This window comes from Algoriphagus sp. SE2, assembly GCF_039563885.1.
GTDB lineage: Bacteria > Bacteroidota > Bacteroidia > Cytophagales > Cyclobacteriaceae > Algoriphagus.
The window spans coordinates 1-22,579 of the sequence record NZ_JBCLWJ010000010.1 but is presented as its reverse complement, the minus strand read 5'-3'; the positions used below and the strand labels follow the sequence as shown (position 1 = coordinate 22,579).

23 protein-coding genes are annotated in these 22,579 nt (G+C 35.6%); 13 read left to right on the top strand and 10 right to left on the bottom strand.

Features of this window, described 5'->3' with window-relative positions; translation table 11 throughout:
- Positions 1-19 precede the first annotated feature (19 nt).
- Positions 20-616 (bottom strand): riboflavin synthase, encoded by a 597-nt coding sequence (locus tag AAGF08_RS12695; RefSeq protein WP_343511571.1) that lies wholly within the window; start codon positions 614-616, stop codon positions 20-22.
- Positions 617-731: 115 nt separating this feature from the next.
- Here AAGF08_RS12695 and AAGF08_RS12690 point away from each other — a divergent pair, with 115 nt between their 5' ends.
- The 6 genes from AAGF08_RS12690 to AAGF08_RS12665 all read left to right on the top strand — a co-directional run bounded on the left by AAGF08_RS12690 (position 732) and on the right by AAGF08_RS12665 (position 6,904).
- Positions 732-1,388, top strand: coding sequence for a protein-L-isoaspartate(D-aspartate) O-methyltransferase (locus tag AAGF08_RS12690; protein ID WP_343511570.1), 657 nt, complete (start codon positions 732-734; stop codon positions 1,386-1,388).
- A gap of 108 nt (positions 1,389-1,496) precedes the next feature.
- Positions 1,497-2,024 carry an acyl-CoA thioesterase gene (locus tag AAGF08_RS12685; RefSeq protein ID WP_343511569.1) on the top strand — a complete coding sequence of 176 codons (528 nt, stop codon included), beginning with the start codon at positions 1,497-1,499 and terminating at the stop codon, positions 2,022-2,024.
- 78 nt (positions 2,025-2,102) lie between these two features.
- Entirely contained in the window at positions 2,103-2,678 is a 576-nt protein-coding gene (locus AAGF08_RS12680) for a hypothetical protein (protein WP_343511568.1), read from the top strand.
- Position 2,679: 1 nt separating this feature from the next.
- Complete coding sequence (locus AAGF08_RS12675) at positions 2,680-2,997, top strand: DUF3817 domain-containing protein (protein ID WP_343511567.1); 318 nt, start codon at positions 2,680-2,682, stop codon at positions 2,995-2,997.
- A gap of 3 nt (positions 2,998-3,000) precedes the next feature.
- The gene (locus tag AAGF08_RS12670; RefSeq protein WP_343511565.1) at positions 3,001-4,023 is read left to right on the top strand and encodes a hypothetical protein; all 1,023 of its coding nucleotides are present in this window, start codon (positions 3,001-3,003) and stop codon (positions 4,021-4,023) included.
- Between the two features lie 109 nt (positions 4,024-4,132).
- The gene (locus AAGF08_RS12665; protein WP_343511563.1) at positions 4,133-6,904 is read left to right on the top strand and encodes a M14 family zinc carboxypeptidase; all 2,772 of its coding nucleotides are present in this window, start codon (positions 4,133-4,135) and stop codon (positions 6,902-6,904) included.
- Positions 6,905-6,969: 65 nt separating this feature from the next.
- On the opposite strand, the gene rfbA is transcribed toward AAGF08_RS12665, so the two are convergent.
- Positions 6,970-7,827, bottom strand: a complete 858-nt coding sequence (gene rfbA / locus AAGF08_RS12660; protein ID WP_343511562.1) for a glucose-1-phosphate thymidylyltransferase RfbA — start codon at positions 7,825-7,827, stop codon at positions 6,970-6,972.
- 70 nt (positions 7,828-7,897) lie between these two features.
- On the opposite strand from rfbA, the gene AAGF08_RS12655 reads away from it, so the two are divergent.
- The 3 genes from AAGF08_RS12655 (at position 7,898) to AAGF08_RS12645 (ending at position 11,340) form a co-directional block, all read left to right on the top strand.
- The gene (locus tag AAGF08_RS12655; RefSeq protein ID WP_343511560.1) at positions 7,898-9,178 is read left to right on the top strand and encodes a glycosyltransferase; all 1,281 of its coding nucleotides are present in this window, start codon (positions 7,898-7,900) and stop codon (positions 9,176-9,178) included.
- The gene (locus AAGF08_RS12650) at positions 9,175-10,665 is read left to right on the top strand and encodes a glycoside hydrolase family 32 protein (protein ID WP_343511559.1); all 1,491 of its coding nucleotides are present in this window, start codon (positions 9,175-9,177) and stop codon (positions 10,663-10,665) included. The genes AAGF08_RS12655 and AAGF08_RS12650 overlap by 4 nt, the downstream gene beginning before the upstream one ends.
- A gap of 426 nt (positions 10,666-11,091) precedes the next feature.
- Positions 11,092-11,340 (top strand): acyl carrier protein, encoded by a 249-nt coding sequence (locus AAGF08_RS12645; protein ID WP_343511558.1) that lies wholly within the window; start codon positions 11,092-11,094, stop codon positions 11,338-11,340.
- A gap of 57 nt (positions 11,341-11,397) precedes the next feature.
- Here the strand turns inward: AAGF08_RS12645 and AAGF08_RS12640 are convergent, their stop codons facing one another.
- Positions 11,398-11,862: a hypothetical protein gene (locus tag AAGF08_RS12640; protein ID WP_343511557.1), complete on the bottom strand. Its 465-nt coding sequence runs from the start codon at positions 11,860-11,862 to the stop codon at positions 11,398-11,400.
- 118 nt (positions 11,863-11,980) lie between these two features.
- On the bottom strand, positions 11,981-12,265 hold the full coding sequence (locus tag AAGF08_RS12635; protein ID WP_343511555.1) for a hypothetical protein: 285 nt from the start codon (positions 12,263-12,265) through the stop codon (positions 11,981-11,983).
- Between the two features lie 294 nt (positions 12,266-12,559).
- Here AAGF08_RS12635 and AAGF08_RS12630 point away from each other — a divergent pair, with 294 nt between their 5' ends.
- Positions 12,560-12,778 carry a YwbE family protein gene (locus AAGF08_RS12630; protein ID WP_343511554.1) on the top strand — a complete coding sequence of 73 codons (219 nt, stop codon included), beginning with the start codon at positions 12,560-12,562 and terminating at the stop codon, positions 12,776-12,778.
- Here the strand turns inward: AAGF08_RS12630 and AAGF08_RS12625 are convergent.
- The 3 genes from AAGF08_RS12625 to AAGF08_RS12615 all read right to left on the bottom strand — a co-directional run bounded on the left by AAGF08_RS12625 (position 12,775) and on the right by AAGF08_RS12615 (position 16,373).
- Entirely contained in the window at positions 12,775-13,236 is a 462-nt protein-coding gene (locus AAGF08_RS12625) for a DUF1456 family protein (protein ID WP_343511553.1), read from the bottom strand. The two genes, AAGF08_RS12630 and AAGF08_RS12625, sit on opposite strands and share 4 nt — an antisense overlap.
- A gap of 95 nt (positions 13,237-13,331) precedes the next feature.
- Positions 13,332-14,750, bottom strand: coding sequence for a sugar porter family MFS transporter (locus AAGF08_RS12620; protein ID WP_343511552.1), 1,419 nt, complete (start codon positions 14,748-14,750; stop codon positions 13,332-13,334).
- Positions 14,751-14,990: 240 nt separating this feature from the next.
- Positions 14,991-16,373, bottom strand: coding sequence for an MATE family efflux transporter (locus tag AAGF08_RS12615; protein ID WP_343511551.1), 1,383 nt, complete (start codon positions 16,371-16,373; stop codon positions 14,991-14,993).
- 312 nt (positions 16,374-16,685) lie between these two features.
- On the opposite strand from AAGF08_RS12615, the gene AAGF08_RS12610 reads away from it, so the two are divergent.
- Positions 16,686-16,865: a histone H1 gene (locus tag AAGF08_RS12610; RefSeq protein WP_343511550.1), complete on the top strand. Its 180-nt coding sequence runs from the start codon at positions 16,686-16,688 to the stop codon at positions 16,863-16,865.
- A 65-nt stretch (positions 16,866-16,930) separates the two neighbouring features.
- On the opposite strand, the gene AAGF08_RS12605 is transcribed toward AAGF08_RS12610, so the two are convergent.
- A complete protein-coding gene (locus AAGF08_RS12605; protein ID WP_343511549.1) occupies positions 16,931-17,122 on the bottom strand; it encodes a CsbD family protein in 192 nt (63 codons plus the stop codon).
- 694 nt (positions 17,123-17,816) lie between these two features.
- Here AAGF08_RS12605 and AAGF08_RS12600 point away from each other — a divergent pair.
- Together AAGF08_RS12600 and AAGF08_RS12595 are read left to right on the top strand one after the other, a co-directional pair.
- A complete protein-coding gene (locus tag AAGF08_RS12600; RefSeq protein WP_343511548.1) occupies positions 17,817-18,476 on the top strand; it encodes an ROK family protein in 660 nt (219 codons plus the stop codon).
- Positions 18,477-18,792: 316 nt separating this feature from the next.
- Positions 18,793-19,413: an NAD(P)-binding domain-containing protein gene (locus AAGF08_RS12595; RefSeq protein ID WP_343511547.1), complete on the top strand. Its 621-nt coding sequence runs from the start codon at positions 18,793-18,795 to the stop codon at positions 19,411-19,413.
- A 516-nt stretch (positions 19,414-19,929) separates the two neighbouring features.
- Here AAGF08_RS12595 and AAGF08_RS12590 read toward each other — a convergent pair.
- Positions 19,930-20,892: a type IX secretion system membrane protein PorP/SprF gene (locus tag AAGF08_RS12590; protein ID WP_343511546.1), complete on the bottom strand. Its 963-nt coding sequence runs from the start codon at positions 20,890-20,892 to the stop codon at positions 19,930-19,932.
- Positions 20,893-20,959: 67 nt separating this feature from the next.
- The coding region (locus tag AAGF08_RS12585) for a gliding motility-associated C-terminal domain-containing protein (protein WP_343511545.1) at positions 20,960-22,579 on the bottom strand (1,620 nt) is incomplete at its 5' end.

Sequence of the window (22,579 nt, the reverse complement as noted above, 5' to 3'; positions counted from 1 at the left end):
AATTATTCTTGATTAAAGTTTACTGCTGAGAGTATCCGTTTACAATTCTCGCAATGTACTTCCCTATAATATCAAATTCTAAGTTTACCTTATCTCCTACCTTTAGCTGATGAAAGTTTGTGTGTTCAAATGTGTAAGGAATTATGGCTACAGAAAATCTGCCCGGCCCTGAATTAAAACAAGTTAAACTCGTCCCATTAATAGTAATCGATCCTTTTTCTACCGTAACATTCCCATTACTTGAATCATATTCAATTTCAAAAATCCAACTTCCATCTTGGTCAGAAATACTCTTTACAACTCCAACCTGATCAACATGTCCTTGCACTATATGGCCATCAAATCGGCCATTTGCGGGCATGCAACGTTCTAAATTCACCTTTTTGCCTTCCTCCCATTGGGATAGATTAGTTTTTTTGATTGTTTCATCGATTGCTGTTACCCGATATCTATCTGGTTTAGTTTCTACTACTGTCAAGCAAACTCCATCATGCGCTAGCGATTGATCGATTTTAAGCTCTGCAGCTAAAATAGACTCCAAATCAAAATGAACATTGGTACCTTCTTTGGTTATTTTCAGAATCGTTCCAAAAGATTCTATAATTCCTGTAAACATGATTTTTTTTAAACTTCGGACTATCAATGGATAAGCAAAAATTGACTTTTAAGAGTTCAAATAAAGCCAATTATTCTTTTAACTTCGATCACTGAATTAAATAATATATATCGGAATGCTTAAACTAGAAGATACCTACCTCCATAAAGGAAAAAGAAAAGCTTTAGTGGCATTATTACGGGAGAAAGGAATCAAAAGTGAAAGCGTTTTAAATGCCATCAACAATCTACCTCGTCATTTTTTCTTTGATTCAGCCCTGATTTCTCATGCTTATGAGGACAAAGCTTTCCCGATTGGGGAAGGACAAACAATCTCCCAGCCATATACTGTAGCATTTCAAACTGAATTACTGGATATTAGGCCAGGAGATAAAGTTTTGGAAATAGGAACTGGTTCTGGTTATCAAGCTAGCATCCTTCATATTTTGGGTGCAGAAGTTTACACTATTGAGTACCAAAAGAAACTTTATGAAGGCACAAAAAGATTTTTAAAAAGGCTGGGAATAGAAATGAATTTATTTTACGGTGATGGGTCTGAAGGACTCCCCTCCCATGCACCCTATGACAAGATTTTAGTTACTGCCGGAGCTCCTATTGTCCCGAATTCTTTATTAAAACAGTTAAAAATCGGAGGGATCTTAGTCATTCCTGTTGGTGATCGAAAAAGGCAAACTATGTTAAAGTTGACCAAAAAATCTGAAACAAAAGTACTTAGAGAAGAGTATGATGCATTTTCTTTTGTACCATTATTAGGTAAGGATGGATGGAGATAAATCATTCATTTGCTTAAATAATCCATTTAACAGAATAAAATTCTGTTTAATTTATAAATAATTACCTTTTTCAAAATATTCTATATACTTTTATTGAAATTTAAAGTTATGCCAAAAAAGAAATTTGCTAGAGAGTCCGCAACAATCATGACCGAAATGGTCCTACCAAATGACACCAATACCTTGAATAATTTAATGGGTGGAAAGTTGATGCATTGGTTGGATGTGGTAGCAGCTATTGCTGCCCAAAAACATTCTAATCGTATTGTGGTAACTGCTTCTGCAGATAATATTTCCTTTAAAGAACCAATTGCTTTAGGAAATGTAGTAACTCTTAAATCTCAGGTAACCAGAGCTTTTAACTCCTCAATGGAAGTTTTTATTGAGGTGATTGCGGAAGATATTCCAGCCAATAAAAAGATTATGACCCATCGTGCATTTTTTACATTTGTAGCAGTGGATCAAAATGGAAAACCAATAGAAGTACCAGAGGTCGTTCCAGAAACACCAGAAGAGATAGAGCATTACGAGGGAGCATTGAGAAGAAGACAACTAAGACTAGTTCTCGCGAAACGAATGAAACCCGAAGATGCTGTTGAGCTGAAGTCCATTTTCAATTTATCGGACACTAAATAGTTTAAAAATTAGGATAGGGACAGAAGTATTTGTCCTATCTTTTTTTGTGGATGAACATTTTTTGACCAAATTCCCCCTATGGAAAACTTAAGTCTCCAAGAGCTACAATTCTTTCTGGAAGAAGATCTTTTTCTATTACCGGAGGATAAAAATGCAATTAGATCCAAGTCGTCAGAAAAAAAAGATACGGATATAATTTCAAAATCTGATAATACTGTACATGAGGGTTTGGATAATTATGGTTCGGATTCCAACAATCAACCAGTAGCTGAACCTATTCCCGTTAAAGGGAATTTTTCAAAAGGGCTTCTAGTGGTTCATGAAGAGCAGGAATTGTCTGAAGAGGTTATGGATATGTTGGTAAAAATGATTAATGCCGTTGGAAGATCCATGAATGAGGTAGGCCTTGTCTCCTCTCCTACATTGGAAGGTAGAACACTTGAAGAATTTCAGGCTTTAAATGCCCATATAATTTTGAAATTCGGAAGAATCAAACATTCCATAAATGCAGTTCCTGCCATTCCTTATGAAGTTTATACCGATGATGAAACTCAATATCTATTTGCAGATGCTCTCAGTCAAATTTCAGAAGACAAATCTATGAAACGTCAACTTTGGAATGCTTTGCAAGTGCTATTTAATATCAAAAAATAATATGAGTTTAACACCAGAACAACATACGTGGGCAAAGAGATTTAGATGGATCAGTTTGATCGAAGGAACCTCTTTTCTGATTTTATTATTCATTGCAATGCCATTAAAATATGTCTTTGGATTACCTATGGCTGTGAAAATCGTTGGGTGGATCCATGGTTTACTTTTCATCATCTACATTTACACCGTATTTCCTACGGCTCACAAACTAAAGTGGAACTTTAGTCGTACTTTCTTTGCTTTAATCGCCTCAATTTTACCATTTGGCCCTTTTATCTTCGATAGGAATTTAAAGAAAAGTCAACATGTAGATTTTTAGCCTATGGCTCTAATAAGTAAAAAAAAGAAGATATATCCCATAAGTACAGGCTTAAGAAAGTACTTAATAAAATATTCCAGGGAAGTAGACATTCCCATCCACTACCATGAGCTTTTAAGGTATTCTAGTTCAATTGCATTATATGACTCAAAGGATCAGGATACATTATGGGAGACAGTTTTTTATGACCAATCTGATAGAGAAGAAATCCATTTATATGTCAAGAAGATCTATGCTTTATTAAAGGCTGGAGGAGATATGTCAGTCATGGAGCATTTATATGTGGATCGAATTGACTTATGTATTTATGGAAATACCCAACCATTCCGCGTAAGAATTGTCAATAGAATTAATGACAACTTTGATTACTTCTACATAAAAAATGCAGATGCATCACGCGTTTACGGATTAGAATTAGAACATTTGCTATCACCTAACAGAATCAGCTATCTCGTACATCAAAATACGCTCATAGAGGAACATATTGCCGGAATTCCAGGAGATAAGTTTATGCGTCTGCATATGACTGATCCTCATTTAAACCCGATTAGACTTGCAAAGGAATTTGTCAAGTTTAATGAAAGATGTTTTGTAAGACTCTTGGGAGATATGCACTCAGCAAATTTTGTTATAGATGTGACACCTGATTTTGAAGAAACTCATTACAGAATCAGAGCAATTGATTTTGATCAACAATCCTATGAAGGGAAAAAATCAATTTATCTACCGCAGTACTTTAAGGAAAATAACGTTTTGATTCAGCTCGGTATGAAATACATCACTCCTGAGTCTATGCTTCAATATCAAAAAGAAGAGAGAGCATTGATTGCACATCGACTAAAATCCTCTCAAAAAGGAATAGATGATATTCTTCGATCGATGGAACACGATAAAATATCTCTACCTGAAAACATTGATTCGTTAAAAAAGGAATTGGCTAAACATTATTCAAATGAGAAATTTTTAAACTGTCATAATATGGGACATATACTTAGAATTAGTTTAGAACAATTAATCCAGAAATAAAGTCTGATTTCTTAGATTTCATTTTTTACATAAGTATTCCCTCTGTCAAAAAGAAAAAGCTTAACTTCTAAGCTATTTTAAAATCATCAACCACCAAACAAATAAATCCATGAAAACACGTTTTTATACGGGTTTGCTATTTTGCTTATTGGCTTTTCAATCGATTATTGCCCAGGAGATAGATGAAGATTATAACGCCAAGATCAAAGAATATACGACTGACCCAAGATTTCTTCCATCTTCTATTTTAGATGTTGTAGATCATCCGGACATCCCTTCTCCAAAAACTCATTTCGGACAGATCATTGGTTCTCCAGGAATCATGCATGGTACAAAAGAAATCTATGCATATTATCAGCTTCTGGCCGAAAAATCTCCCCATTTGAGTATGCAGCAGGTAGAGACAACTGAAGAAGGAAGAGCAATTTATATGGTTGTGATAGGGGGTGATGACAGTATGAATAGACTGGATCACTACAAAAACCAAATGGCAAAATTATCAGACCCAAGAATCACAGATTCTGATCAAGCTGAGGCTATAATTGCTGATGCAAAGCCAGTTTATTACCTCAATGGAGGAATGCATTCTACTGAAATGGGTTCCCCTGAAATGCTAATGGAATTAGCGTATAGACTTATAACCAGTGAGGATAAAGCTATAGAATATATAAGGGAAAACCTTATCGTCTTGATTAATCCGGTATCTGAACCAGATGGAAGGGATAAACAAGTCGACTGGTACCACCGCTATTCCAAGGCTAGAACTGATTGGGATGATAATTTTCCAAGGTCTACTCCCTATTGGGGAAAGTATGTTTTCCATGACAATAACAGGGATGGACTTCAGGTTTCACAGGCAATAACAAAAGGCATATTCAAAATATTTTTCGATTGGCATCCTTTAGTAATGCTTGATCTTCATGAGTCAGTTCCTCTCCTTTATATTTCTACCGGAACAGGTCCATATAACGAACAGGTAGACCCCATTACTATTGGAGAATGGCAGATAATGGCAAACAGTGACATTGCTAGTTTGGCCGCACAAGGAATGCCTGGAGCTTTTACTTGGGCTTTTTATGACGGTTGGTGGCCAGGATATGGCATTTGGGTTGCAAATAATCACAATTCCAATGGACGTTTTTATGAGACATTTGGGAATGCCGGTGCAAACACTTACATGCGGGATTTATCCAATGCAAGATATGCAGGAGATCCAGCTACAAGTAGAGAGTGGTATAGACCAGATCCCCCAACTCAAAAGGTGTATTGGTCTGCAAGAAACAACATAAATTATATGCAAGCTGGAGTTTTAGCTTCCTTAACTTATGCAGCACATAATGGCGAGCAGTTACTGAAGAATTTTTATCAAAAAGGAGTTAATTCCATTCAAAAAGGAAAAACAGAAGGACCAAAAAGCTTTGTTATTCCAAGAGATCAAAAAGATCCTGCAATGGCAGCTTATTTAGTAAATCAATTACGCGCACAAAAAATCGAAGTGCATCAAGCAATCTCCGGTGACAAGGAAGGTGATTATGTGATATTATTAGATCAACCTTACAGAAACCTAGCTGTGAATTTGTTGACAGAACAAAACTATCCCAAGGAAGCAAAATTCCCTCCCTATGATGATATAGCATGGACCTTGGGTTATCTCTATGGAGTCGAAGTAGAAAAGTCAGATAGTGTTGCTTACGACACAAAAGATTTGAAAATTGTTTCTGAAGATGCTGTTTATAAAGGTGAAATAGCTGGAAGTGGAAACAATTACTTTTTAGATTATCAAGCTCAGAACACTGTATTACCAGCACTTTATTGGTTAAAATCCGAAAACAATAAATCTGAAGTCCATGTAATTGAAAATGAATTTATTACAGGATCTGATACACTTGGGTTTGGATCATTTTATTTTAAAGGAATCTCTCAGAAACAAGCTGATTATATAGCCTCAAATTTTGGGTTAGATTTGATCAGAGGTAGCGAACAACCTTCAAGTGATGATGTTCATGCTGTAACCCTCCCAAAAGTTGCGATTTATCATACTTGGTTTAATACCCAAGATGAAGGTTGGTCCAGATATACTTTTGAGCAAAGAGGCATCCCTTACACATCAATCGATAAAGACGATCTAAAAGCTGGAGGTTTAAGAGCAAAATTTGATGTGATTTTAGTGCCCAGGGCTAGAGGAAATGGAGCTGATTTCATTCATGGTGTTACTACAGAATTCGGGCCTATGCCATTTACCAAAACTGATGAATTTCCATCTCATGGTTTTCCAGATTCTTCCTCTGATATTACAGGAGGTCCCGGATTTTTGGGAATTGAGAATTTAAAAAAGTTCGTGGAAGAAGGCGGTTTGATTATCACTTTGGATAATTCTACGAATATGGTTGCTGAAACAGGGATCGTTAGAAATTTAGAATCCTATTCTGCATCTGGTCTGTTTCATCCTGGATCGGTGGTTACCGTCAAGGTTAAACAATCTGAAAGTCCTGTTTTATACGGTTTCCCTGAGACATTCCCGATTTTCAGAGGAAATGGTCCTCTTTACAGGGTTGATTTGAAAGATCGTGATATGATGCTTCTTCAATATGGCACAAAACCTTTAAAGGACGAGATTGAATATTCAGGTCCAATAATGGGTATGCCAGATCAGGAAGTTAAGGAAAAGGAAAAGCCTGAAAGTGGTAAGGATGCACCTTATGTTAGGTCCGGAATGGTCAGAAATGAACAGACAATAATCGGGCAAGGAACAATTTTCAATCTGCCTGTAGGTAAGGGCAATGTTTTAGCTTTTACCTTCGATCCGTTACACAGGTATTTAAATCACCATGATGCACCACTAGTTTGGAATGCATTAATCAATTGGAATCATTTGAGATAGACGAAAAACCATTAAGTAAAAAGCCTTTGGTATTAAAACCAAAGGCTTTTTATTATTGGATCAAACTATACCAATCTTCTCAAATAGGCTCCATATCCACTTTTACCAAGTTTTTCCGCAGCTTCTATTAATTGCTCTTTTCCTATAAATCCATTTCTAAAAGCAATTTCCTCTATACAGCCAATTTTCAAACCCTGCCTTTCTTCTATAACTTCTACAAATTGTGCTGCTTGTAATAAAGACTGATGAGTTCCTGTGTCTAGCCAAGCGGTGCCTCTATTCAAAATTGCTACTTGTAACTGACTTTTCTTTAAATACTCATTATTAATATCTGTTATCTCCAACTCTCCTCTGGGACTTGGCTTTATATTTTTTGCTATCTCAACCACTTGATTATCATAAAAATATAATCCAGGTACAGCATAATTTGATTTTGGAGTCTTGGGCTTCTCCTCAATACTTATTGCTTTTTGGTCTTTGTCAAATTCCACTACCCCATATCGATGTGGGTCATTGACATGGTATGCAAAAACCACTCCCCCACTTGGATCTGTATTTTCCTGTAAAGTCTTATGTAACCCCGATCCATAAAAAATATTATCACCAAGAATTAAAGCTACTTTATCAGAACCAATAAATTTCTCTCCAATAATAAATGCCTGTGCAAGTCCATCGGGACTGGGCTGCACAGCATATTGAAAATTACAACCTACCTGAGATCCGTCTCCTAAAAGTTTTGAAAATGAAGATTTGTCCTCAGGTGTAGTGATTATTAGTATGTCCCTTATGCCCGCCATCATTAAAACAGACAGAGGATAATAAATCATTGGTTTATCGTAAACAGGCATCAGCTGCTTACTGACAGAAATAGTCAAAGGATAAAGTCTCGTACCTGAGCCACCAGCTAAAATTATTCCTTTCATAAAGAAAATTAAATATTAAAAGTAGATTGAATGATAAAACTACTGATTGCAGCACATTTAAAAAAATGTAATGAAAATTCTACTTGTTTCTATCGGTACTAGAGGTGATATAGAACCTTTTCTCGCTCAGGCAGAAATTCTAAAAGAAGAGGGTCATCACGTAATCTGTCAATTTCCAGAACAGTTTAGAGAAATGGTTACAAATCTAGGTTATGATTTTTTCGGTTTTGATAAGAGATTCCTCGAAATGCTGGAAACCCAAAGTGGAAAAGCAATCATGGGAGGTGGTGGCAGTGGTTTCGGTCAATTTAAAGGATATTTAAATCTGATTCGAAATTCATTTAAAATTCAAGGGTTAATCATAGAACAGCAAAGAGACATTTTAAAAAAATTAAATCCTGACAAGGTTATTTTTCATGCGAAAGCGCTTTATCACTATTTAGAGGCAATGGCAGATCCAGAGAAATTCTTTCTTTTGGCACCAATTCCTTGCATGTCTCATCCTACAAAAGAATTTACTCACATTGGTTTAGCGAAATGGGGGCCTTTTTCGGAAAAGTGGAATTTGAGAACCTATAATATTGTGAATTATTTCAGATATGGTATCATGAAACGATATTTGAAAAAGTATTTGGATGACTTTCCAAATCTAACTTTTAACACCAAAACCATAAATGATTTTGAGTTAAATAAGCTTAGGACACTTTATACTATTTCCCCTTCTCTATTCCCCAAACCCAGCAATTGGCCTGATTCTTCAAAAATCACTGGTTTTTACTTTCGGAATCAAAGCAAAACCTACACGATCGACCTTGGGCTAGATAAATGGCTTGAAAAACACCCAAAAGCTATTTTACTGACCTTCGGTTCTATGACCAACCCAAAACCAAGAAAGTACTCCGAACTAATTTTGAATCTTTTAGTGAAGCATAAAATCCCTACAATCGTAAATCTATCTTGGGGTGGATTAGAAAAAACAGAAATAGATTCCGATCTTTTATTTTATGTAAAGCAAATACCTTACGATTGGATTCTGCCCAAAATTTATGGCATGATTCATCACGGTGGTTCCGGTACTACTCATCAAGCCGCTGTAAATGCGTGCGTACAATTAATTGTTCCACATATTATTGATCAATATTTTTGGAACAGAATCATTATTAAAAGAAAGTTAGGACCCGAAGGAGTAAGTATTCACAAAATTAAAGAGGGAAATTTTGAGGAGGCGTTATTAAGATTTTGGACAAATGATCAGTATAAGTCACACGCAATAAAACTTTACCAACAAATGAAATCTGAAGCTAATCCAAAAGAATTAGTAAAATACATCACCCAAGATTATTTCAAATGAGATTAAAGACTTTTATCTACCTTTTCACTATGATTTATTTAGGCTCGGCTTGTAATCATTCAAATGAGATAGTTTTCAAAGAATCCGAGAATGAAAAATTTAGACCGGAGTATCATTTTACACCGCAAGCAGGTTGGATGAATGATCCAAATGGAATGTTTTATCTAGATGGTGAGTATCATTTATTTTACCAACATTATCCTGATAGTACTGTTTGGGGTCCAATGCATTGGGGACATGCCGTTTCTACTGACCTTATAAATTGGGAACATCTTCCCATCGCTTTAGAGCCGGATAGTTTAGGATATATTTTTTCAGGTTCAGCAGTGGTTGATTTAATAAACACCTCTGGTTTAGGTACATTAGACAATCCTCCGATAGTAGCGATTTTTACCTATCATGATCCAAAAGGAGAAAGAGAGGGCAAACTTGACTTTCAAACACAAGGCATCGCTTATTCTCTTGATAAAGGAAGAACGTGGACGAAGTATGACAAAAACCCGGTTTTAAAAAACCCAGGAATAAAAGATTTTAGAGATCCAAAAGTAAACATATTTATAAATGAACGCGGGGAGGAAAGTTGGCTGATGTCTCTGGCAGTTAAAGACCATATCGAATTTTATTCCTCATTTGATATGATTAACTGGACAAAATTAAGCGAATTCGGTCAGGGGATTGGAGCACATGGAGGAGTCTGGGAATGTCCAGATCTGATTTCACTAAAAACTGAAAAAGGAGAATCAAAATATGTACTTTTTGTCAGTATCAACCCTGGTGGACCTCAAAAAGGGTCTTCAACTCAATATTTTATAGGAGATTTTAAAAAAGGAGTTTTTACCCCTGACGACAATATGATTCGTTGGCTGGATTATGGACCAGATAATTACGCTGGAGTAACTTGGAGTAATCTTCCTTCTTCACAAAATAGAACCTTATTTATTGGATGGATGAGCAATTGGCTCTATGGGAATCAGGTTCCTACTGAGAAATGGAGATCTGCGATGACAATCCCTAGAAATTTAAGTCTCTTTGATGTCGACGGGACTTACTTAATAAAATCTTCACCAATCCAAGAATTAGAAAACACAAGGAGAGAAACTTATTCAATCAATAAAAAGGAAATAGCACTTCCAAGCCAAGCTGTGGAAATTCAAGCCTACATTTCCGGAGAAGATTCTTTCACATTAAGTTTTAGAAATGAATTAGGAGAAGAATTAATAGTCTCCAAAGAAATGGGTTTACTCTCCGTTGATAGATCAAATGCTGGGATTTCTGACTTTAATCGTGACTTTGCAACCATTCATTCAGCACCTATGAGTTGGGAAGCAAAAGAATTACAAATCTTTCTGGATGCTCATTCCATTGAAGTTTTTGTAAATGATGGAGAACTGGTGATGACCTCTATATTATTTCCTAATAGCCCTTGGAAAAGCTTGATACTATCAGAGAATTTAAGAAATGTGAAAATATATTCATTGGAAAAATAATTAATTCACCCTTCCAAAATACTGGATTTTTTGATAAAATACTTTCTTCATCACTTACAAATGAAAGAATTATAGCTACTAAATGTCTTGCGTTTTAAAAGGATAGCTCAAGAGTTAAAAGTCTCATCCCCTATTCTTAAATTTTTATAGGAATAGAAACATACTACAAAAATTCCTTCATGGTATATGCTAAAAAATGACTTTGCTTTCGGCAAGGAATTTTTTCTGTAGCGATTCATTTCCTTTAAAAAAGCAAATATTGTCAAACTAAACTTGAATTTTAAAACGTTTAAGAATGTGATTGTTGTTACAATCATCCTACTTAACAAAATTTAATTTTGAATTACTAAATCCTTAATCGATAAATTCTCGTAAATATTATCATTCGTAGGTAAGACTACTAGTTCGCATTAAATTTGAAAAACTATGAACCAACAATTTACACTACTAAAAAAAGCCGTTGAGGTTTTCCATTCTTATGGAATAAACCTTTCCGGTCAGCAGAAAAATGCAAACTTTATTCAACAATTACGAATGGATCCAATTTTTATCAATGGTTTAATTTTTGAACTTGAATATCAACTTCACGTAATACTTCAAGATGAATTGCTTGGGGAAGTAAAAACACCAAAAGATTTAATCGGATTGTTGATGAATATCCCTCAGGATAATTAAAAAATAAGGTAAAACTAACCAACGCAGAGGCTGTTTACTTAAAGTATGCAGCCTTTTTTAATCTACTTTTTTATAGATCGGGTTATCCAAACATAAATTGCCAGAAGAACAAATTAAATGTAATTCAGTGTAATTCGATTTAATAGCAAAATCAAAACTTTCAGACCCTGCCTGTACTAAAACTAACAACTCTCTAGCATCAAATAGTTTTGAAGGCGATGCAGTTTGAAAATAGGATTCCTGAAAAATAGAAATGACATCATCGTTCATGGTGTATTTACCTGTGAAGTAATAATTATATCCTAAATCTTCAGATCCACCGGGATTTTTGACGATTCCAGCACCAATTACATTTCCTCCGATCTTAAGTTCAATAATGTTTATCAAATCATAGGTATTTCCCTTCACTTCCAATTGATATTTCCCCAACTCTTGCTTAGAAGGCTGCATATCCATCTCTTCTTCCTTGCAAGAGAAGATGAGTGCAATAGATAGAAATAAGAGTATCAGCTTTAAATTCATTTCTCAAATTATACGTTTAAAAGCTACATTATTTTCTTGAAAATCAGAACTAAAGCTTAAAATAAAAGGCTGGTTCCATTATTGAAACCAGCCCATCATTTAATATTATTTTAGATATTCAATCTATCCTTTCATATATCAACTCTCCTATACATTGCGCATTGGGAGGACAGATATAGCTAAGTTCATCAAATTTATCCCTTATTCTGTAGCGTTCACTAAATGTATCCTCAACTTCAATTTGGTCGAGATCTTCTTTGGAGACATAACTAATATCTGGATCATTAAGCAAATAAATAGAAATATAGTTTATCACTACTATATCATCTTCTATTATGTATTTTCCTTCATAATAGAATTTAAAACCAAAGTCTTCAGTCTTACTCTTTTCTCGAACTGTCATTTGGTAAATGGCTATTCAACCTGTTTTCAATTCTATTAACAAAATCAAACTCCTCACTTGAATTCCGTTCTGTGTGCTGATATATCCCATTGACGGCCTGATCCGGACTTAACTCATTATCTTCATTAGAGCAACTGACCAAAAAAGCAGAAAATATTAGCGCAATAAAAAATAAATTTTGTTTCTAATCGGATTGATTTCTTTTTAATATTAAAGACGTAACTATAAGATAAAATGCTACATAATTTGATTTTCATTTTTTTTAGAATCCAACAGACCTCGTACTTTTGAATCATGGAAAAAAAATCCCTACCTGGCAGCATTAGAAAAAACATTAAGATTGGTGATGAAGTGACGATCGTACAAAAACATCATCAACGAACTGGCGAATTAACAGAAGGTTTTGTAAAGCGGATTCTAACAAGCTCACCAACACATCACCATGGAATAAAAGTTATGTTAGACACGGGTGAAGTTGGTCGGGTAAAAGAAGTTTTTCCAGAAGAAGATTAATTCGGTCTATAGGAAATTTGAAGCCCTCTTAAAAAATTCCGAAGCACCTGATCCTTGCAATCTCTATACTGACTCTGCTTTGGGTTTCTAAAAAATGCACTCAGCTCATGCTTGGAAAGCCGGAATTCTGCTGCTTTTAAAATATTGAGCATATCCTCATCAATAAGGCTTAAAGCAATTTTAAGCTTCCGTAACACTTGATTATTACTAAGACTTTTTTCATTAATAATCTCTTGACCTTCTTTTTTTCCCCTTTTTAAAACTATAAAGCCATTGAGAAAAGCGGAGAGATCTTTGTCATAAATAGGCGAAAACTCTTCATCGTCATCCTTTTTTAGCCAATTGGCAACTGTAGGCCTATCTACCTCAACCCCCGCCATTCCAAATATTTCTATCATCAAAAAATCATTAATATCAAAAGTGTAGCGAAGGCTTCGAAGAATGTCGTTGTTGCTCATAGATCCTATTTATTGTTTGAAATTAAGTCTTTTTCACTGCAAACTAGGTCTAGATACCCTAATAATTAAACATGAAGTGAAGGTTGATTACTAATTCAAAGAAAATCCTTTTCGAGTTGTTCCAGAGACTTTCCTTTAGTTTCAGGTAAAATCAAATAGACTATTATAAACCCAAAAGCACAAATCCCTCCATAAAGCCAGAAGTTATTGGACCAGCCAAGATTCTCCTTGATAGCGGGAAAAAAATACGTTAATGTAAAATTCCCAACCCAATGTGCCAATGCTCCAATTGAAATCGCCGCTCCTCTTATTCTCGTTGGGAAAATCTCTGAAAGAACAACCCATAATAAAGGTGCTAAAGTGAAGGAATAGAACATAACATTTGTCAACACTAAAAGGACAATAACCAATCCTCCCTGATCAACTAAAAAGAAATAACCGATCAAAGCGTATAAAACGGCCATTGAACCAGTTCCTACCAATAGCAATTTTTTCCTTCCAAATCTATCAACCGTGAAAAGCGTAATAAATACTGAAAGCACCATGACTCCACCGATAACTACAATATTTAACATCATTTGCTTCAGGTTGTAGCCAGCAGCTTGGAAAATATCCGCTGCATAATAAATAACCACATTGATCCCTGACCATTGCTGCAGGAAAGCCAAAAATATTCCAATACCAATCAATTTTGGAAGAGGTTTTTGGAGTAAATCCCGAAAATGAACCTTTCCCAAATCACCTTCTTGAAGGGTTGTTTTTATCTCGGCTATAGAAACATCTCCATAATTCTTACCACCAATTTTCTCAAGAACCTTTCTTGCATTCTGCTCCTGGTTGTTTTTAACCAGCCAACGAGCACTTTCTGGAACCAAAAACATTAATAGAAAAAATAACATAGCTGGAATAATTTCAGCTCCAAACATCCATCGCCATCCCATTTGCCCACTCCAACTCGCCGCAATTACCTCAAAACTTGCATTTTCAGGTAGATTGGCATCGACAAGAGAGATCTGCCAATTACAGATTTGTGCTAATAAAACCCCAATCATCACAAGCAACTGATTGATAGTTACAAACATGCCCCGTTTTTCCGGAGGGGAAATTTCAGCAATGTATAAGGGTGAAAGATTCAGTGCAATCCCCATAGCTATTCCACCTACAATTCTATAAGTATTGAACCACCAAAAAGTTTCTGATAGAGCCGTACCCAAAGCCGAAAGCGAGAATAGAAAACCAGAAAAGATCAATAAGCGTTTCCTACCTAATTTATCACTGAGAATAATACAGAGAATCGCCCCTACCATACATCCCACCAAAGCCGAGCTTGTCCCCCAGCCTTGATCCGAAGTTGATGTTATATTAAAATATGGTTCGTAAAAAGGCTTAGCACCACCAATTACTACCCAATCATAACCAAATAAAAATCCACCAAGAGCTGCAGTTAGACTGATCAGCCAGATGTATCGTTGATTGTATTCAAATACCGGGATGTTAGAATCTGATTTAGACATAGATCATTTTGGTTTCGCTCAAAAAGATAAGGAATAGCTTTAAAAATTCAGTGAAATATCCTTCTGACTATCCTGAACTATCAGGTGGACAGCTAAAGCATGAAATAAAATTCTCAAATTAAAGTGATATAACATAAAATTTTAGGAGTCTTGATGAAAGGTGGAAGAAATCAATTACTATTTTCTCACAATCTCTTTCCTGTTCATAGATAACAATACAAGCCAATTACTACCAATGTTTTAAACCTGAATAGTCTTCCATTTTCCTTTTCTAAAAAAGTAGAGAGCCACTATTGCATGAAAAGAATGAGCAAATGCTATTGCAATAAAAATTCCTGAATAACCAAGACCTAAAGGAAATGCCAATATATAAGCGAGCGGAACTTCCAAAAACCAAAGCACCCCAATATTTATATAGGCTGGAGTTTTCGTGTCTCCTGCTCCATTAAAAGCTTGAGTTAAAACCATACCTATCGCGAAAAAGACGTAACCTAAAACAATCACCCATAGTCCCTCTGCCGCAATAGTTTGTACTTCCGGAATATCAGTGAAAAATCCTGCTAATTGGTTATGGAACAATAAGTAAATCCCTGTCACCGACCCCATGAAGATCACAGTGTATTTGGTGGTAAGCCAGACAGCCTTTTCTGCACGCTCTACTTTTTTTGCACCCAGGTTTTGTCCCACTAGCGTAGCTGCTGCGCCAGAAAGTCCCCAAGCTGGCATCAGTGTAAACATCAATACCCGAAAAGCAATGGTATACCCAGCTAGAGAAGCAGAACCAAACTCGGCATTCATTCGAGTTAAGGCAATCCAAGAAACAGAATCAATCAAGAATTGACCCATTCCTCCTATGGCGATATCCATGATTTTTTTAACAAGAACCCAGGAGATCATCATATTCTCTTTAATAATGGTCAGTTTATGCTTTCCATTAAATAAATGATATAATTGATAAATCACTCCTATACTACGACCCAACGTAGTCGCAATAGCTGCTCCTTCCAAGCCCCAACCTCCCCATGTACCTATTCCGAAAATAAAAAGGGGGTCTAAGATGATATTGAGACCATTTGAAATCCAAAGTGATCGCATCGCATGATGAGCTTGGCCTGCTCCTCTAAACGCACCATTTAACATAAAAAGTAAGAGAATGGCTATATTTCCCGCGAAGACAATCCTTGTGAAATTTACACCAGAATCAATAACTTCCTGTTCAGCTCCCATTAATCCAAGGATATCCGGCGCAAAGGTCCATCCAAGCAACCCGAGAAATATCGCCATTGAACCTCCTACAACTAGTAGTTGGAACGCAGCAGCTCCTGCCTCCTTATATTCCTTTTCACCAAACCTTCGAGCTACTAAAGCTGTTGCAGCCATGCTGATCCCAAAGCCCATGGCATAAACAATCACGATGATAGACTCCGTTAGCCCTACTGTTGCAATCGCATATTCACCTAGCTTTGCTACGAAAAAAATATCAACAATAGCAAATAGTGACTCCATCATCATTTCAAGAATCATTGGAATTGCTAAAACGAAAATTTCAGTTCTTAATGAAACTCTAGTAAATTCTTTTTCCTTTCCTCGAATTGCATCTTTAATTAATTGCCAAATATTCATTTAGGATGGTAAGATTGGCTTATGATAGAAAATTCAAATTTCATGATTAGAATCGGTTATTCAAGATTGAAATGTCAAATCATCATGTAGTATCTATTTTATCCTGAATTCAGGCAATTTGTGAAGAAATAAATAATCGATCACAAGTAATTCTTCAGATAATCCTATTTATTTGCTTTAAATCAAACTAATTAGAAAATTTCTTGAAATTCCCTTCAAAAAGGCTTTTCAAAGGGTTTTAAAGTTGCTATTATTACTTAATGGCAGCAAGGTGCCCGTCAACCTAAATTTAATTTTAAACAAAAATCTAAAATGAGCAGATTTAAAGAAGTACAAGAATTAGTTGAATCTTTAGAAGCAGATTTCACAAAATTCTATGAAGCAGGCAATAAGGCTGCTGGAACAAGAGTTAGAAATGGCATGCAAGCCATCAAAAATCTGGCACAAGAAATCAGAGCAGAGGTAACTGCAAAGAAAAACGCTGCAAAGTAAACCCAAAAAAAATCCCTGTATTTTCACAAATACAGGGATTTTGTCTTTTTAGCTACTTAAAGGGATTATAGGCTATCAATAAAGTTTTTTACTTCTTCTTTACCTTTTCCTGTTTTTTTCTGGATTCTACCTAAAAGCTCATCTTCTTGACCTTCTTGGTATTTCAAGTCATCTTCGGTTAATTCAGCATATTCTTGCTTTACTTTCCCTTTAATTTCGTTCCAGTTTCCTTTCAATTTATCTTCAAATGCACTCATGATTTCGTTTTTTAGTGAATAAATTTATTACAAACATGATAGTTCATAAGTCGTGCCTTAGATCTTAAATTATTATTTATTTTATTTAAACAATTGAATATAAGATGATTACGGATTTATCATAGGATTCAAAATAAAATCAATCACTGTGGATTTAAGAATTAAAGTAACAGATTGGGGAATTTTTTCCGAATAGCTCCTAATCACAAACAAGTTTGATTCTAATCAAGAATTTATTCTGAGTGAACAAGCTCTAAATCGGCATTACGAATAAGAAAAGATATCTGTTCCTTAACTTCAAGTAAAATGTTTACCTATAAGAGTCAAAGTATAACATACCAAAAAACTACTGTTCCCACTTAAAACATTCGAATACGAATCAAAAGACCAAGTATTTAAAAATTAATTTTAGGCTTATAGTTAAAAAAGTCTTGATTAAATACAGAGAGATAGTTTGCCATTTCTTAAGGAGAAATTATCATTTGGGGTCACACTCATAATAAATTTGATGATTCTTTTAAGAATTCTCTCCCTACCAAAAAATATTATTGATTATCTTTAATCATGAAAGGAAATGCTTTTTTACAACTAGCAAATTTTTTTCACCCGGATTTCATTAGTTATAAAGCATTTAAATAAATCTGTCACCAAAAGTAAAACTCAGTTTCTCTTCAGAGAAATTTACATTTAAAGCATGAATATATTAGTAATCGACATCGGAGGGTCAAATATTAAAATTTTAGCAACTGGTCAACCAGAAAGGATAAAAATTCCTTCCGGAGGAGATTTTTCACCTGAGCAGATGATACCTTTAATAAAGGAAAATGCTTCTGGGTGGAAATATGATAAAGTATCAATCGGATTTCCTGGAGTTGTCAGACAAAATAAAATCATAACTGAACCTGTTAACCTAGGAGATGGCTGGAAGAGATATGATTTTGAGTCAGCTTTTAATTGTCCTGTAAAAATCATCAATGATGCTGCTATGCAAGCATTAGGTGGGTATGAAAAGAAAAAACTACTTTTTTTAGGGTTTGGTACAGGTCTTGGAACTGCAATGGTTGTCAACAAAACCATTATTCCTATGGAGGCAGGTCATTTACCTTATAAAAAAGGAACATTTGAAAATTATGTAGGAAAGGAATACCTTCAAAAAAAAGGATCGAAAAAATGGGAAAAGCATGTAGGCAATTGTATTGAGAAATTTTCTCATGTTTTCCAGCCAGATGACATTCTACTTGGGGGAGGAAATTCCAAACTTCTTTCCTACGTGCCCGAAGGATGTAGACTTGGTACAAATCAAAACGCATTCAAAGGGGGATTTAGACTTTGGGAAGAGGATTTCAACTTGTAAACCCAATAGGAGACTAACATAGAAAAGCCCACTGTATTGATACAGTGGGCTTTTTCCATTTTTAAGCTTAAGTTTTAAAATAATATTCTTTTTTATTACTTATTTCAGAATATAATTATTGGCTTTGATATCCAAACTTTTGTTATATAAAACAAACAACCAATTTAATCCAAATAATATTTTGATTCTACATAAAATAAATCTATGTTTCAATAATTTCTATTGTAATCTCTATACATTTCTTTTGAAAACAGAGGGGAGATTTGAATAGTGATTATTTAGGTTATTATTATTCACCCATAATTTTAAACTAGTTATGAGATTAGGAATTCTTGGAGGAACAAACCTTTCCAAAACACTCGGTAAAAAATATATTGATGCTGGGTTAAATGTGGTATTCGGAGTCAGAAGTGATTTTGATACAGAAGCCACTGAATGGAAAGTATTAAACAGATTTTATGATAGAATATGTCCGTATGAATCTGCAATTATTCAAGCAGATATAATACTTATTTGTAGTGAAAATAAATTTTTACCTACTATTTGCAAGGTATTAAGAAATACAGATCTCGAAGAAAAAATCATCATAGACTGCACTAATTCTATATCTAAAAATAGGACTTCTAGTTCGAATACTACCCAAATAAAAAAAGCTGTTGAAAATAATAATAAAGTTTTTAAGGCTTTTAATAATCTTGGTTTAGACTATCCAGAATCAGACGTTTTAGGAATAATAAAGGAAACATACTTTTGTGGAGATGGTGAATTTGAAAGGGTTCGAGTAAAGAGATTGATCGAGTTAATCGGCTTTAAAGGAATCGATGTAGGTACAATTAATAATGCTTATCTCTTAGAGGCATTCTATCAACTAAGCAAAGAAATTACCTTCCAAAAAAGAGAAAAGTCTAATTACCATTTTAAACTCATATCAGTTTAAAAATACATTTGAAGATTAATTTAGAATGGTAAACATTTTTTTTAGTATCACATAAATTAAAAGAATGTTATAATTAAGTAGTTCCTACAAATCCACTTTAATTATATCCTTATTCCGCTCTTATAAATTTATTTTAAGATGAATTTTTTAAAAAAGAGTATATTTCACTTATACTATTTGAGATATTATTTATCCTTTAAAACTTCGAATAAGTTCTAACATATTTGATTTTTTCTGAATTATATAAGTCAAATAAAACTTTTGAAGTGATAAAAAAGCCCAGGTATTACCGGGTTTTCACTCATCTATTTGCTTCCTTTACCTCCAAAAGGCTCATAACTTCCTCAAATTTACCATTAGAGTTCGTAAGATCTGTCCATATCCATTCTCATTGATCTTTCACAATAAAATAAAATTTAAAAATAAGAAAAAGGTAAGAAGCGGTACTATCTATTGGATCAACCGATAAAAAAAGATAGAAGTTACCATCAAAAACTATATCTTTTGAAGCCTATTCTACCAAATCAGCACCTCATTATCTGTTCTTCGGGTATTATCTCTGAATAGGTTAAAGACTGCTGTAAACTCGTGGGTATTTCCTGGAAGATTATAACTTCCTCCTGTAGGAAATTCATATAAATACCCAATCCTTAGTCTTTTGGTTAAAACTCCCATCTGGACATTCGTGGCATAATTCACTCGATTGCCTACCCCTAGCCAAACCCGATCCATCAGCAAAGCCTTCAGGTTAAATTCCAGATTGTCTTTCATGTCCTTTTGGCTTCTGTAAAATCCATTAAAGATGACCGCTAAATTTTCACTCAACGCTTCCCGATATCCCGCCTGTACCATAATTGCCGAGGGATATCCATCCATAAATTCATCTCCTGAAGTGATTTTTCCTCCGGCTACCCGGTGCATTCCATAAGACACATAATATTTGGCATGCGTTAAGGCAATCCCAAGATTAAAGTCAATCACATTCATATTCGAAAACTGACCGATATACTGCCCTAGTGTGGGATCGTTCTGTTCCTCCGTAGTCAGTGCATTTCCATCCAATCGAATACTCTGATAATTCAATCCAGCACCTAATCTCAAGTTATGCTTCTCTGTCAACCTAACCCTGGAAGCATAGGACAAAAGCAATTCAGTTTCCCGAAAGGCACCATAGGTATCATAAAGCATATTGGCAGATATCGCATTCTTTCCCATCAAAGCAGGATCTTCCTCCCCTGCCAGTTCACCAAAATCCAATTCCGCTGAAATAAAATAAGTCTTGGGAGCGCCTTCAAATCCTGACCACTGATTTCTTACAAAGCCACGAATTGCACTCCCCTCATAGCCTGTCAAAGCCGGATTAAAATAGCTCTGAAAATGACTAAAATTTGAAATATACTTTCTGGACTGCGCTTTACCCGTCAATACCGAGGAAATGACTAAAAAAGCTGTTATTATAATTCTGATGTTCTTTTTCATTACAAAGTCGAAATATTTAAAAATTGGGAAACCGATTTTATTTCGGTCTCCCTAATTCAGTCTGATTTTATTGCCTTAAGAGATTCAATACACCTCTTCGAACTTCTCCCGTCTCTTCTACCTCAATGATCCAGAAGTACGCTCCTACCGGTAATTCTTTTCCATCATAGGTTCCATCCCATCTCATGTCCGGATTCTCGGTGTAGAACACGCGGTTTCCGCTAACCTCCATGACCGAAATCCTGACTCCCTGATAGTATCTTAGTGCTGGAACTCCCCAGGTATCATTCACGCCGTCGTTGTTCGGAGTAAAGGTATTTGGTACTTCCAACTGATCCAGCGGAGTTCGCTCTCTGGTGATCTGGAAGGATTTCTCAAGAACATTTCCTGCCCGATCCTCAACTCGCAATAGGATGGTGAATTCCGTTCTTCCCTGAGCCTGCTCTGCACTGCTCCAGAACAAGATTCCATCGATCACTTCAAAGAAATTATTGTCCTGAACACCTTCCGGTAAATCCAGAATATGCTGATCATCAGAAGGATCAATCACCGTAAAGTTTCCGATAGACTGGAAGAACACATCTGGAATAGCGATAAAGCTGTTTGCACTCAAAGTGACATCCTGTGGTGCTGGTTTTGCTAAAACCGTGATTTCCAATTCAGGCTGAAGGTTATAAGGATTAAATAGACCTGCCGGTAATTCTACCGTACCAGAATAATTGGCAGTCCCGGAAATTAATGGGTCATACCCGATTAAATCCCAGACAACCGGTAAATTAATAACTGCTCCTTCGGCTGTTATTACCACTACATCGGTTGGTACTTTCAGGTCCGCTTGAATAGTTCCCCATAGGACTTCAAGATTCGAGTCAACAAATTCGGAAACCGACTTGGCTTGAACAAAATCTGGTATTCCATCTAGATCTTCATCCGGGAAGTCTGTTGAATCAGTTGGATCTGTCCCTTGCTGTTCTTCCACATAGTTTGGCACATCATCTCCGTCGGTGTCTAAATAATCTCCAGGATCGGACGGATCTGAATCTTGTTTTTCCTCAACATAGTCCGGAACATCATCTCCATCTTCATCTCTGTAATCCCTAGGATTATTAGGATCTGAACCTTGCTTTTCTTCTATATAGTTTGGTACATCATCCCCATCCTCATCTTTATAATCATCTTCATTTTCAGGGTCCGTACCCTCTCGCTCTTCCACATAGTCAGGAACATTATCTCCATCTGTATCTTTATAATCTCCTGGATCAGTCGGGTCTGTACCTTGCTGCTCTTCCACATGATCGGGAACATCATCCCCGTCCTCATCCTTATAATCCAAAGGATCTTTAGGGTCTGTACCATCCTTTTCTTCCACGTCATCCGGTACGCCGTCGCCATCGGTATCATTGGTTACAATTTCAAATGTGGCTCCAGTGAAATTGATTGTATAATTCATTACTGCATCCAAGCTGCCCTGATTGATGGCATAGAATCCAACTGCCTCTCCGGCTTCACGGACTAAGCTTCCGTTAAAGATGGATTCATCATCTCCTACTCCATAACCCATTGCATTAAAAGTCAAGATTGGATCCGTCTGACCAAATAATTTGCTCTGGTCAGGGTCTGCTGTAACATTTAGAACTGCAGGCGTGATTGTTAGGTCAGCTTTCAACTCAAGCGTTGTAAAGTTCGA